Consider the following 13,494-nt stretch of genomic DNA (forward strand, 5'->3'; position numbering starts at 1 on the left):
ATGAAGCAGAAATTTTTTGAAATAGAAAAAACAACGAAGAGCAAAGCCAGAGCCGGTGTTATTAATACCGATCACGGAACAATCCAAACCCCTATTTTTATGCCTGTTGGAACTGTTGCCTCTGTAAAAACCGTTCATCAGCGCGAGCTCAAAGAAGACATTAAAGCCCAAATTATTTTAGGTAACACTTATCACCTCTACCTTCGTCCGAAAATGGAAGTGATGCAGGAAGCCGGAGGTTTGCATAAATTCATGAACTGGGATTTGCCGATTCTTACAGATTCCGGTGGTTATCAAGTTTTTTCTCTTTCAGCTTCAAGAAAAATGAGTGAGGAAGGCGTGAAGTTTAAATCGCATATCGACGGAAGTTTTCATTTTATTTCTCCGGAAAAATCCATGGAAATCCAAAGACAAATTGGCGCAGATATCTTCATGGCTTTTGACGAATGTACTCCTTATCCATGCGATTATAATTTAGCCAAAGACTCCATGGAAATGACGCATCGTTGGTTGAAAAGATGTATCGAATGGTGTAACGAAAATCCTGAAATCTACGGACACCAACAAAGACTTTTCCCAATTGTTCAGGGTTCTACTTATTCAGATTTAAGAAAAGCTTCCGCTGAATTTATTTCAGAACAAAACGCAGAAGGAAACGCAATTGGCGGACTTTCCGTTGGCGAACCTGAAGAAGAAATGTACAGAATCACCAACGAAGTTACAGACGTTCTTCCTGTTGAAAAACCAAGATATTTAATGGGAGTTGGAACGCCGTGGAATATTTTGGAATCCATTGGTTTAGGTGTTGATATGATGGATTGCGTAATGCCGACAAGAAATGCACGAAACGCCATGCTTTTCACTTGGCAAGGCGTTATGAATATGAAAAACGAAAAATGGAAGAATGATTTTTCTCCTTTGGACGAATTCGGGACAAGTTTCGTGGACAGCGATTACTCGAAAGCGTATGTGAGACACCTTTTTGTTTCTAAAGAATATTTGGCAAAGCAAATTGCGTCGATTCATAATCTTGCATTTTACTTAGATTTGGTAAAAGTGGCAAGAGAACATATTTTAGCAGGAGATTTTTATCAGTGGAAGGATTCAATCGTTCCAGTTTTAAAACAAAGACTTTAAAATTTAAGCGGCTGATTTTTTAGAATCAGCCTCTGTATTAAAATTTTTCACTACGGATTGTTCGGAATCCTTCCACCTGCAGGAGGAATAGGATTTCCATTATTAAGTTGCGCCTGTAATTCAAGTCTTTCTTCGGGAGTCATGATAGAATTATCTGCTTTATAAACAATATCCGGTACAACTTCAACAGGATCAACAGCAAGAAAGTCTTCTTCCCTGCTTTTACATCCAATTAAAACTATAAGCAATAATAGTAAATTAAGAGTGTTTTTTGTTTTCATATAAAATATTTTTGATTTGATATTGCTAATATAGAAAAAATTTCTTACGAATAAATATTAATTTAAACAATAAACACCCAATCAATTCAGATAATATAAAGACAATTTAAACAATAAACTTATATTTGCTCATTGTTAACAGAATGAAGATTATAGACCTTTACATCATCAAAAAGTATCTTGGAACCCTGGGTTTCATGCTTCTTTTGCTGTCTGTAATCGTTATCGTGATAGATGTTCAGGCAAAATCTCCGAGGATTGAAGGAAACGGATTTACCGTAAGTTATTTCCTAACGCATTACTATCCGTTTTGGATGATTTACCTTATCATCACGTTCATGTCGATTTTGGTATTTATTTCTGTCATCTATTTTACATCACGAATCGCGAACAATACCGAAATTGTAGCCATCATCAGTAGTGGCGCAAGTTTTCACCGTTTTGCGAGGCCTTATTTTATTGCTTCTCTTTTAATTGCCGCTTTTGCTTTGATGACGAATCATTTCCTTTTGCCTTGGGCAAATATTCAGAAAAATAAACTCGAAGCGTACACCTACAACGAGACTAATAAACAGAAAGTTATTGGAAATACGGAAATTTCAACGGCACTTTCCAAAACAGAATATATTTTCATCAACAATTACAACCGTAAAGAAAAGCGAGGATCAAGCTTTATTTACCAAAAATTTGATGCGAAACGAAAACTCATTCAACAAGTTACAGGAAACGAATTTTATTGGGACGAAAAGGGGAAAAACTTTGTCATTACCAATTATATGGAGCGAAAAGCGTCGGTAAACGATACCGAAGTTCTTTCCAATGGCGAGAAAAAAACAATGAGTTTCGGACATACTCCGGAAGAGCTTTTTCCGGATGAATTATTGGGACAAACCAAAACAACTCCTGAGTTGAAAAGATTGATCGAACAGGAAAAACAGAAAGGAAATACCAACTTGAACCTTTATCTCAACGAGCTTTATCAAAGGACTTCAATGCCTGTTTCTATTATAATTTTGGCAGTTTTAGCCCTTTCACTTTCTTCGGAAAAAAGAAGAGGTGGACTTGGAGCTAATTTGGCCATCGGTATTTCACTCGCATTTGTTTTTGTATTTTCTTTTGAAGCCTTAAAGGTAGTTTCAGAAAACAATACATTGCCTCCTTTAGTTGCGATGTGGCTTCCGAATTTTATTTTCGGGCCTTTGGCTTTAATTCTTTATCTCAGAAGAGCGAATCAGTAAAGCATTTCGATTTCTTTAAAGAAAAACTTTTGTAAACCGTCATTTTCTAAATCAATCCAGAGAAAACCGTCTTCATCGGCTTCTTGAATAATGCCATTTTGTCGCACCCCTTTAATTTCAAAAACCGCGATTTCATTTTTCCTGAAAAGATTTTGGTTTAAATCATTTAAAATCAACTCTTTTTCAATCCATTTATGCAAAGTAGAGCAAATATGTTGATGAAAGTTTTCAGTAAAGTGAAGTAAATCGTATCTTTCATTCGTCTGTGTAAAAATAGAGCCCGCTTTTGGCAAATGAGCAAAATTTTCCTGAAGAATATTCAGCCCGATTCCGGCAATAAAATAGTCTTCTCCGTTGAATTTTCGTTTTTCGATCAGCATTCCGGAAACCTTTTTTCCAGCGATGATGATGTCATTTGGCCATTTGATTTTAACATCAACATTGGTCAATTTGGCAAGAAAATCCCGAACAATAACGGCGGTACGAAAATTGAATAAAATATCCGAAAGTAAAAAAGCACTGGTTTTAATAGCGATGCTATACGCAAGATTAAGATGTTCCGGAGATTTCCATGAATTTCCATACTGTCCTCTTCCCTGCGTTTGATTAAAAGTGAAAACAGATGCACCATCAGGATTTATTTCTAAAAACTGAAGAATTTCATCCTGTGTTGAGCCGCAGTTTTCAAGGTAAAAAAGAGGAAGCATTTTAAGAAAATTTTATGAGTTGAAGCGCCTTAAAATCAATGAAAATCAATAAAAAAACAATAAATTTGCAGATTATACAATTTTTGAATGAGTAAAAGTACAGAAAAACAACTACTAATCGATAAAATAGTAGAAGCTATACAGGATACGAAAGGGGAAGATATCAAAATTTTCGACCTTTCCAATATCGAAAATTCCGTGGCAGAAACGTTCATCATCTGCAGCGGAAATTCTAACACTCAGGTTTCAGCCATCGCAGGAAATATCGAAAAAAAGGTAAGAAACGAAATTAAAGAAAGGCCATGGCATGTTGAAGGAACAGATAATGCAATGTGGGTTTTGGTAGATTACGTTTCTGTGGTGGTGCATGTTTTCCAGAGAGAAACCCGTGAGTATTATGATATTGAAGAACTTTGGGGTGATGCAAAAATCACAAATGTTGAAAGCTAATTAATTAAAAAAGAAAAATGAATAATAAAGGATTCAACTGGTTTTTTCCTATTGCTATCGTTGCCTTACTTCTGTTTTTCGCCTCGCAATTCTTCGGAGATTCGAGTGGAAAAACGATGTCAGAAGACGATTTCTTTAAAGAATTTCAAGCGGGAAAAGTTCAGGACATTAAAATTTACAAAGACACCGAGAAAATCGATGTTTTTTTAACAAAAGCAGCACAAGCAGCAACGGTAAAAAAAGACCAAACGGTGGAAAACCCGCTTTCGGTTTTGTTTAACCAAAGCGCAACTGCAGATTACACGGTAGATTATGGAGACTTGCAGCTTTTTCTCAAAAAATTTGATGACATAAAAGCGCAAAATCCTCAACTTACAACGCAAAAAGAATACGGAATTGGCAAAAATCCGATGTCCGAATTGCTTTTCACTGCTTTGTTCTGGATTGCGATTATGGCATTATTCTATTTCGTATTGTTCAGAAGAATGGGTGGTTCTGGTGGACCTGGTGGACAAATTTTCTCCATCGGAAAATCCAGAGCAAAACTTTTTGACGAAAAAGATAAAATTCAGGTAACGTTTAAAGATGTTGCCGGTTTGGAAGGTGCAAAAGAGGAAGTTCAGGAAGTAGTAGATTTCTTGAAAAACTCCGAAAAGTATACAAAACTAGGAGGAAAAATTCCGAAAGGTGTTCTTTTGGTAGGTCCTCCGGGAACTGGTAAAACTTTATTGGCCAAAGCTGTTGCAGGTGAAGCGAAAGTCCCTTTCTTCTCGCTTTCAGGTTCAGATTTTGTAGAAATGTTTGTTGGTGTTGGAGCTTCCAGAGTGCGTGATTTGTTCGCACAGGCGAAAGCAAAATCTCCGGCCATTATTTTCATTGACGAGATTGATGCGATTGGTAGAGCAAGAGGCGGGAAAAATTTCACAGGAGGAAACGACGAACGTGAAAACACTTTGAACCAATTATTAACGGAAATGGACGGTTTCGGAACCGATACGAACGTTATCGTAATGGCCGCAACGAACCGTGCAGATATTTTGGACAAAGCCTTATTAAGAGCAGGACGTTTCGACCGTTCTATTTACGTTGATTTGCCGGAACTTCATGAAAGAAAAGAAATTTTCGATGTTCATTTGGCTAAAATTAAATTAGATCCAACTGTTGACAGAGAATTCTTGGCAAAACAAACTCCAGGATTTAGTGGTGCAGATATCGCAAACGTTTGTAACGAAGCAGCTTTAATTGCAGCGCGTAACAATCATGAAGCAGTTACAAAACAGGATTTCCTTGACGCTGTGGACAGAATTATTGGTGGTCTTGAAAAGAAAAATAAAGCTATTAAACCTTCTGAAAAGAAAAGGGTAGCCTATCACGAAGCCGGTCACGCAACAATTTCCTGGTTGGTGGAACACGCGGCTCCACTTTTAAAAGTTACAATTGTCCCAAGAGGACGCTCGTTGGGTGCAGCTTGGTATCTTCCGGAAGAAAGACAGTTGACAACAACCGAACAAATGAACGACGAACTTTGCGCAACTTTAGGTGGCAGAGCTGCAGAACAGGTAATTTTTGGAAACATTTCTACGGGCGCACTTTCGGATTTGGAAAGAGTAACGAAGCAAGCTCAAGCGATGGTTACGATCTACGGTTTAAATGAAAAAGTAGGTAACATCTCTTACTACGACAGTTCAGGACAGTCTGAATATTCGTTCGGAAAACCATATTCTGAAGAAACTGCAAAAATGATTGATGGCGAGATTTTTACAATCATCGAAACCCAGTATCAAAGAGCGCTACATATTTTGGCTGAAAACAAGGATAAACTAGATGCTTTGGCTGGAAAACTTTTAGAAAAAGAAGTGATTTTCCGAGAAGACCTTGAAGAAATCTTCGGCAAAAGAGCTTGGGATCCGGAATTAACGGAACATCCTGTTTCAAGCAATCAAAATAAAGAAAGTGAATCGCCGGAAACAGTATTGGCTCCGGAATCTAACACTCAGATTTAATTAAAATTAATCCCAATATTTCGGTTTTCATAAGAAGTATTGGGATTTTTTTCTTATTTTTTAGCCTGTTAATAATTATTTTCTATTTTTGTAATACTTATCGTATAAACCACAACAATTGAGTTTATTTAAGAAAATTGTAGGACGCATTCTAAATCAGCCTGAAGATGAAGAAAATCAGGACCTGAGCAAACTGGGAGATCAGCTGAAACACGCCGATCTTGATTATAAGTTTGCGCAGCTTTTTACGCATTCCGGTGGTTTTTTCAATTACTGTTCGGATGAGGCAGAAGCGTTACAAACTTTAAATCAAATCATCAAAATTGAAGGCATCAACTCTGTCTTCTGTTGGGATAATGATTTGAAAAATTTTCTTGATGTGGTAAAAGTTCCTTATACCAAAGAACTGGAGCTTTTCAACGATGCCGCATTTATCACTTGCGAATATCTTATTGCTTTCGATGGAAGAATCATGCTTTCACATAACAATATTCTACATTATCATTCTTCCAGACTTCCTGAAAAAATTATCATCATGGCAAACGTTTCACAAATTGTTACCAATTTGGGCGATGCAATGATGAAGGTAAAAAGAAGAGGCACATTGAAAAACCTTACCTCGATCAGTGGAAGCCAATCCAAGCTGGATACCCCTAATAAAGACAATACCAAACTTTTCTTACTTTTGCTCGAGGATTAATTCTTTGAGTTTTTATGATAACTAAAACCGGAAAATTTTGGATAGAAATCTAGTACAACGCCTCATTGGAGGTTTTTTATACGGACTGATTGTCATAGTTTGTACAACACCTTTAGGTTCGCAATTGATTGGGAAAGTTTTTCCGGACATCAAACAGTCTCAGCTTTATTTTGGTTTAATTTCTTTTTTTTTGTTTATTGGAATTTGGGAATGCATCAAGATCATGAAATTTCGTCGTGGCTGGGAAATGTACGCGGTTTTACCTTTGGCGCTTCTTGTTTTATACCGTTTCGCGAAAAGATACTTTAACCACGGGTTTTCTTTCGATTTTAATTTATCTGAAATTCTTGGTTTATCTTTAATTGCAATTGCGGTAATTACGCTATTCAGATTTAAAGAAGAACTTTATTACGACAGCGGAAAACTGATTTTTTCCGTCATTTACGTCGCGCTTCCTTTTAGCTTTGCGTTAGGATTGCCTAGATTTACTTCTTTTGATGATACTTTTTCTTTAGAAGTTTTCTTTCTTTTTGTTTTGATTTGGAGTAGTGATTCTTTCGCATATTTCTCAGGAAGACTTTTTGGAAAACATAAAATGGCTCCGAAAATTTCACCTAAAAAAACTTGGGAGGGTTTTGCAGGCGGTGTTATTCTAACTTTAATCCTTTCCTATTTTATTGAAAAGTATCACACCGATTTGCGTGGAAACTGGATGGTTGTAGGATTTTTAGTGGCAGTTTTTGCTCCGCTTGGAGATTTGGTAGAAAGTCAACTCAAAAGAAATTTCGGGGTGAAAGATTCCGGAAACATAATTCCGGGACACGGCGGAATTTTAGACAGGCTCGACAGTTTTATTATTGCTGCTCCGGTTGTATATTTGTACTTTATTCTGGAAAAATTTATTTAAAAAAATCATGAAATTACATAGAGAATCCACAGGAACTATTATTGTTGCTTCCATTATTTTTGCCGTAGTTGGCTTTTTGGCGGTGTATTTCCTGAAAATGTGGTCGTTACTAATTATTATTCCACTTTTGGTTATTTACGGATTGGTGTTCTGGTTCTTCCGTGTTCCGGAAAGAGAAATTTTGGATCATAAGGAAAATGTAATTGCTCCTGTTGACGGAAAAGTGGTAATGATTAAAGAAGTAGAAGAAGATGAATTTTTGAAGGGAAAAGCCGTTCAGATTTCGATTTTCATGTCACCTTTGAATGTTCATATCTGTAGATATCCTGTTTCCGGAAAAGTGATTTACAAAAAATATCATCCCGGAAAATATTTGGTTGCATGGCACGAAAAATCTTCTACAGAAAACGAAAGAACAACCGTTGCGGTGCAAAGTTTAACCAATCATAAAGTGGTTTTCCGACAAATTGCGGGTTATGTTGCAAGAAGAATTGTGTTCTACTGTAATGAAGGCGATACTGCAAAAGCTGGACACGAATTTGGTTTTATTAAATTCGGTTCCAGAATGGACGTTTTCTTGCCTTTAGATACAGAAATTACCTGCAAAATTGGCGACAAAACGACTGGTGGTGTAGATGTAATTGCGAAAATGAAAGAGCAATCTCTTTAAAATATTTAAAATTTTTGCCACGAATGCACGAATTTTTATTGGTGTTTTCCTGGCAAATTTATTTTTTCAAATCATCTTCCATTGTTTTAAACTTGTAAAACAAATTTATACTTTTTTATCGAATAAAGTTTCTTGAAATAAGACGCGAGCGTTTACCCAAAATTCTGCAGCTCAACCAATTTCCTGTAAACCCCATTTTGGTTAAACAGTTCCTGATGTGTTCCCTGCTCAACAATATTTCCGCGCTCCATTACGACAATTAAATCTGCTTTTTGGATGGTAGAAAGTCGGTGTGCAATAACTAAAGAAGTACGGTTTTCCATCATGTGTTCCAAAGCGTCCTGAACGAGTCTCTCGCTTTCGGTATCTAAAGCGGAAGTAGCTTCATCCAAAATCATAATCGGTGGATTTTTCAATACCGCTCTCGCAATGGAAACACGTTGTTTTTGTCCGCCTGAAAGTTTGTTTCCGTCGTCCCCAATATTGGTGTTGTAACCTTCAGGTAAATTCACGATGAAACTATGCGCATTGGCAATTTTTGAAGCGTTGATGAGTTCTTCGAAATCAGCTTCCGGCTTTCCCATCAAAATATTATTGTAAACGGTATCGTTAAACAAAACCGATTCCTGTGTTACCATTCCCAAAAGATGGCGGTATTCTTTCAAATTGAGATGTTTGATATTCACGCCATCTATTAAGATTTCGCCTTCAGAAACATCATAAAAACGGGCCAAGAGATTTGCAATCGTAGTTTTTCCTGAGCCTGATTGTCCTACCAAAGCAACGGTTTTACCTTTTGGAATTGTAAGACTGAAATTCTTCAGAATCAAATTGTCTTTATCGTAATAAAAACCAATGTTTTTGAATTCAATCTTGTCTTTCAAACCAGTAATTGCAACTGGATTTGGAATTTCATCCACCTTCAAATCATAATCCAAAACTTCCGAAACACGGTCCAAACTCGCCATTCCACCCTGAATATTGGAGAAAGCTGAAGACAATTTTTTCGCAGGATCCAAAATTTGGAAAAACATCCCGATGAACACCAAAAATGTTTCCGGATCCATGGTTTTTTCATTCAGAATCTGAACTCCGGCAAACCAAGTGATCAGCAAAATCGTTACAGAGCCCAAAAATTCACTCATTGGAGATGCCATTTCACGACGGCGACTCATCCCAATTGCGTAATTCTGCCAATTATCTGTTGTAGTATTAAATCTGTTTTTCAGGATTTTATCTGCATTAAAAATCTTAATCACCTTTGATGATTTCAAAGTTTCATCAACCAATGAAAAAAGATTTCCGAGTTCTTCCTGCGCAGCTGTTGCTTGTCGTTTCAAACTTTTTCCAACAGCAGAAATCAACCATCCCATAATTGGAAAGACGATGAGTGAAAACAGCGTCAGTTTTGGCGAAAGAAGAAAAAGGGTAATTAACGAAGAAATAATCATGAAAGGCGAATTCACTACATCCACTAAACTTCCCATAATTCCGTTTTCTACAGCACCGATATCGTTCGAAATTCTCGACATCATATCTCCTTTTCGCTGTTCTGTAAAGAAAGAAACCGGAAGTTTAAGAAACTTATTGTACATGGCAGTACGCAAATCTTTGGTAATTCCAACGCGGTAATTCACCAATAAATATGCTCCCAAATAACGGAAAATATTTCGCAGCAAAAACGCTACCGCTGTAATCGCACAAAGCACAGCCAATACTTTTACAGCGCCGTAATTATCGATGCTCAGCTGAATTTTATAATATGCCCAATCTTTCGCATAGCCAAAATAATCTGCAAATTTTCCGCTGTAAACCGGAGCCTTCGAGGTATCAATCCTTTCCATCGTCCCAAACATCAAACCCAAAATTGGGAGCATTGTGGCGACGGAAAAAATATTCAGAACAGAATATAGAATATTAAATAAGATGCTTAAATAAAGAAATCTTTGGTGTGGTTTTGCGAAATATAAAATGCGCTGTAATGGTTTCATCCAATAAAATTGAACGGCAAAATTACTGAAATTTTAATAGCTCATTCCTAAAAAAAACAGTCCCGAAAATTCAGGACTGTTTACACTCAAAAAAATCGTTGTAAGGTTACCGAAGTCTGTCTACAGATTTTACAAGCCTTTCATCTCTTCGGATATAAATGTTTGCAATAAACAAACAGATAATCGCAAGGACAGGAAATATTGGCTCAATACCCTTCTCAGGAAATTTAATTCCTCCGGATAAGTTTTGCAGCCAGTAAATCAATACACCAATCAACAAAGCGTTTATGAAGATGCTGATGTTATTCAGCAAAATCTGTCTTTTTCTGTTTCTGAAAGAAAATATGCTCAAAAGTCCGGTTAAAACCAAAACTACACAGCCAATCATCATCGATGGTAAACTTCCGAAAGCGTCAACATCCTGCGATGTAACAAACAGAAACACAGCAGCTAAAACTGCAAGTGCCATAAATATTGTTTGTATTCTTTGTAGCATTTTCTAATAAAACAGGGCAAAAATAGCACAAATTTTGCTTAATTCAAAAATTAGTGTAGATTTGCAGTGTACAACCACGTCATAATTATTGAAAGTCGCCTGACTTTCACATTCTTATCTCACACATTTTAGAAAAAACATTTTACATACATTTATGTTTAACATTGAAACGTTAAGGTCAAAATCCGATGCGGAATTGGCCAAAATCTCCAAGGATTTGGGCGTTAAAGTTGCTAAAAACAGCACAGAAAATGATAAAATCTTTGCAATCCTGGATTTTCAGGCTACCAATACCAAAGCAGCAAAAGATTACTATAACGCTACAGAAAATCCGATGACTACAGAAGAAAGCAGCACGCCTGCTAAAAAACCGGCAGCCAAAAAGCCGGCTCCTAAGAAAAAGACTGAAAAACCAGCTGAAGCTTCAGGTGAAATTAATTTTGAAGGTACTGAAGCTACGCCAAAAACGGAAGTTCAGGCAGAAACTCCTGCGGAAAAACCGACAAACAACCAAAATCAGCAAAAGAAAAAAAGGCAGCGTATCCCTAATTCCAACGAAGAAGTTGTAGCTGCTGCTGAAACTGAAACTACTGTTGAACCTCAACCAAAAGTTGAAAACAAAAACCAAAACCAAAACGGAAATCAGCAAAATCAACAGCAAAAAAATCAGAACCAGAACCAAAACAGAAATCAAAACCAAAATCCTAATCAAAAAAATCATCAGAACGGTGAAAACCACGAAGATGCCAACAAAAAAGATTATAATTTTGACGGTTTGGTGACGATTGAAGGTGTTTTGGAAATTCTTCCCGACAATTACGGATTCCTTCGTTCCTCGGACTTCTCCTATATTTCTTCGCCGGATGATGTTTATGTTTCTACAGCACAAATCCGAAATTATGGTTTGAAAACCGGAGACACGGTAAAAGGAATTGTTCGTTTGCCTAAAGAAGGCGAAAAATATTTTTCACTTCAGAAACCAACGGAAGTTAACGGTCGCGAACTTGAATTCATCAAAGACAGAGTAGCTTTCGAATTTTTGACGCCGCTTTTCCCGGAAGAAAAATTCAATTTGGCGGGTAAAAACGCTACACTTTCTACGAGAATTGTGGATTTATTTACGCCAATTGGTAAAGGACAGCGTGCCATGATTGTTGCACAGCCGAAAACAGGTAAAACCATGTTGCTAAAAGATATCGCGAACTCCATTTCTGCAAACCATCCTGAAGCTTACATGATGATTTTGCTGATTGACGAGCGTCCGGAAGAAGTTACCGACATGGAAAGAAGCGTGAATGCGGAAGTCATTGCTTCAACATTCGATGAACCTGCAGAAAAACACGTAAAAGTAGCCAACCTTGTTCTTTCTAAAGCGCAAAGAATGGTAGAATGCGGACACGATGTGGTGATTCTTTTGGATTCCATCACGCGTTTGGCAAGAGCTTACAATACCGTTACGCCTGCTTCAGGAAAAATTCTTTCCGGTGGTGTTGATGCCAATGCACTTCACAGACCAAAAAGATTTTTCGGTGCTGCAAGAAATATTGAAGGTGGTGGTTCTTTAACGATTATCGCAACTGCGTTAATTGACACGGGTTCTAAAATGGATGAAGTGATTTTCGAGGAATTTAAAGGAACCGGAAACATGGAACTTCAGCTCGATAGAAAAATTGCGAACAAGCGTGTTTATCCTGCGATTGATTTGGTGGCATCTTCAACACGACGAGATGATTTGCTTCTCGACGATGTTACGCAACAGAGAATGTGGATTCTGAGAAAATATCTTTCCGATATGAATCCTGTGGAAGCCATGGAATTTGTTGAAAAAAGCATGAAAAACAGCCTGAACAATGAGGAGTTTTTGATGTCGATGAACAGATAATTTGAAATACGAATCACGAAATTTGAAATACGAACCGTCCGATTTGGGCGGTTTTTTGTTTACATCTATCACTTTTATAAATAATTTAAGAAAATTTATAATGAGAAAATTTTTGGTAAGTCTTATCTTTGGGTTAATTAAAAATAATTAAATATTATGGCATTTGAATTACCAAAATTAGGATACGCGTACGACGCTTTGGAACCAATCATTGATGCAAAAACAATGGAAATCCACCATACAAAGCATCATCAAGCTTATATTGATAATCTTAACAAAGCAATTGAAGGAACAGATTTGGCAGATAAAACCATCGAGGAAATCTGCAAAACAGGTACCGACAAACCTGCGGTAAGAAACAACGGAGGCGGACATTACAACCACACGCTTTTCTGGGAAATTTTAACTCCAGGAGGAAGCAAAGAACCTGTAGGAAATGTAAAAGCTGCGATTGAAGCTTATGGAGGTTTCGAAAAATTTAAAACAGATTTCACTGAAGCTGCGAAAACGAGATTCGGTTCTGGTTGGGCTTGGTTGTGCAAAAATGATGACGGTTCTGTTTCAGTTTGCTCAACTCCAAATCAAGACAATCCTTTGATGCCTGTTTCAGACTGTAAAGGAACGCCGGTTCTTGGTCTTGATGTTTGGGAGCATGCTTATTACCTGAATTACCAAAATAGAAGACCGGATTATGTTACCGCGTTTTTCGATGTGATTAACTGGGATAAAGTAGAAGAAAAATTCAACGGATAAAAATCATCCAAGAAATTTCAATAGGAAAGCCGTCGTTTGACGGCTTTTTTCTTTTTCGTTTCTCGCAGATTTAGCTGATAGAGCAGATGTTCCTAATGCTGACTTTTATGCAGTTTAACTTACAACTTAAATCTTTTGTGACTTTGTGGTTTTATTTCCCGCAGATTAAATGGATTTTCCCAGATTCTATTCTTATGTTCACTTTTAAGCAGTGTAACTTTCAACTTATGACTTTTGTGACTTTTGTGGTTGAAAAAATTGTGGTTACGTTCGTGACAC

At 37.0% G+C, this 13,494-nt stretch carries 13 protein-coding genes; 9 read left to right on the forward strand and 4 right to left on the reverse strand.

All coding sequences use genetic code 11. From position 1 onward, the window contains the following. Window positions 1–1,137 carry a tRNA guanosine(34) transglycosylase Tgt gene (tgt, locus tag Q0252_RS03245; protein WP_297983771.1) on the forward strand — a complete coding sequence of 379 codons (1,137 nt, stop codon included), beginning with the start codon at window positions 1–3 and terminating at the stop codon, window positions 1,135–1,137. Between the two features lie 50 nt (window positions 1,138–1,187). Here the strand turns inward: tgt and Q0252_RS03250 are convergent, their stop codons facing one another. Continuing rightward, a complete protein-coding gene (locus Q0252_RS03250; protein WP_297983774.1) occupies window positions 1,188–1,385 on the reverse strand; it encodes a hypothetical protein in 198 nt (65 codons plus the stop codon). Between the two features lie 176 nt (window positions 1,386–1,561). On the opposite strand from Q0252_RS03250, the gene Q0252_RS03255 reads away from it, so the two are divergent. Further along, the gene (locus Q0252_RS03255) at window positions 1,562–2,656 is read left to right on the forward strand and encodes an LptF/LptG family permease (RefSeq protein WP_297983777.1); all 1,095 of its coding nucleotides are present in this window, start codon (window positions 1,562–1,564) and stop codon (window positions 2,654–2,656) included. On the opposite strand, the gene Q0252_RS03260 is transcribed toward Q0252_RS03255, so the two are convergent. Next, on the reverse strand, window positions 2,650–3,363 hold the full coding sequence (locus Q0252_RS03260) for a biotin--[acetyl-CoA-carboxylase] ligase (protein ID WP_297983780.1): 714 nt from the start codon (window positions 3,361–3,363) through the stop codon (window positions 2,650–2,652). The genes Q0252_RS03255 and Q0252_RS03260 overlap by 7 nt on opposite strands. Window positions 3,364–3,450: 87 nt before the next feature. On the opposite strand from Q0252_RS03260, the gene rsfS reads away from it, so the two are divergent. The 5 genes from rsfS to Q0252_RS03285 all read left to right on the forward strand — a co-directional run bounded on the left by rsfS (window position 3,451) and on the right by Q0252_RS03285 (window position 8,093). Next, window positions 3,451–3,813 carry a ribosome silencing factor gene (gene rsfS / locus Q0252_RS03265; protein WP_297983783.1) on the forward strand — a complete coding sequence of 121 codons (363 nt, stop codon included), beginning with the start codon at window positions 3,451–3,453 and terminating at the stop codon, window positions 3,811–3,813. A gap of 17 nt (window positions 3,814–3,830) precedes the next feature. Next, window positions 3,831–5,816 carry an ATP-dependent zinc metalloprotease FtsH gene (ftsH, locus tag Q0252_RS03270; protein ID WP_297983785.1) on the forward strand — a complete coding sequence of 662 codons (1,986 nt, stop codon included), beginning with the start codon at window positions 3,831–3,833 and terminating at the stop codon, window positions 5,814–5,816. Between the two features lie 118 nt (window positions 5,817–5,934). Next, the gene (locus tag Q0252_RS03275; protein WP_297983787.1) at window positions 5,935–6,516 is read left to right on the forward strand and encodes an LUD domain-containing protein; all 582 of its coding nucleotides are present in this window, start codon (window positions 5,935–5,937) and stop codon (window positions 6,514–6,516) included. Between the two features lie 37 nt (window positions 6,517–6,553). Continuing rightward, window positions 6,554–7,423: a phosphatidate cytidylyltransferase gene (locus tag Q0252_RS03280; RefSeq protein WP_297983790.1), complete on the forward strand. Its 870-nt coding sequence runs from the start codon at window positions 6,554–6,556 to the stop codon at window positions 7,421–7,423. 7 nt (window positions 7,424–7,430) lie between these two features. Next, on the forward strand, window positions 7,431–8,093 hold the full coding sequence (locus tag Q0252_RS03285; RefSeq protein WP_297983793.1) for a phosphatidylserine decarboxylase family protein: 663 nt from the start codon (window positions 7,431–7,433) through the stop codon (window positions 8,091–8,093). Window positions 8,094–8,245: 152 nt separating this feature from the next. Here Q0252_RS03285 and Q0252_RS03290 read toward each other — a convergent pair whose 3' ends face one another. Together Q0252_RS03290 and Q0252_RS03295 are read right to left on the reverse strand one after the other, a co-directional pair. Then, complete coding sequence (locus Q0252_RS03290; protein WP_297983795.1) at window positions 8,246–10,084, reverse strand: ABC transporter ATP-binding protein; 1,839 nt, start codon at window positions 10,082–10,084, stop codon at window positions 8,246–8,248. A 106-nt stretch (window positions 10,085–10,190) separates the two neighbouring features. Then, window positions 10,191–10,580 (reverse strand): DUF4293 domain-containing protein, encoded by a 390-nt coding sequence (locus tag Q0252_RS03295; RefSeq protein WP_297983798.1) that lies wholly within the window; start codon window positions 10,578–10,580, stop codon window positions 10,191–10,193. 154 nt (window positions 10,581–10,734) lie between these two features. Here Q0252_RS03295 and rho point away from each other — a divergent pair, with 154 nt between their 5' ends. Further along, entirely contained in the window at window positions 10,735–12,462 is a 1,728-nt protein-coding gene (gene rho, locus Q0252_RS03300; RefSeq protein ID WP_297983801.1) for a transcription termination factor Rho, read from the forward strand. Window positions 12,463–12,618: 156 nt separating this feature from the next. Then, window positions 12,619–13,215 carry a superoxide dismutase gene (locus Q0252_RS03305; RefSeq protein ID WP_297983804.1) on the forward strand — a complete coding sequence of 199 codons (597 nt, stop codon included), beginning with the start codon at window positions 12,619–12,621 and terminating at the stop codon, window positions 13,213–13,215. Window positions 13,216–13,494: the final 279 nt, after the last annotated feature.

Origin of the sequence: uncultured Chryseobacterium sp. (genome assembly GCF_936933875.1) — a bacterium.
Taxonomy (GTDB): Bacteria; Bacteroidota; Bacteroidia; order Flavobacteriales; family Weeksellaceae; genus CAKZIK01.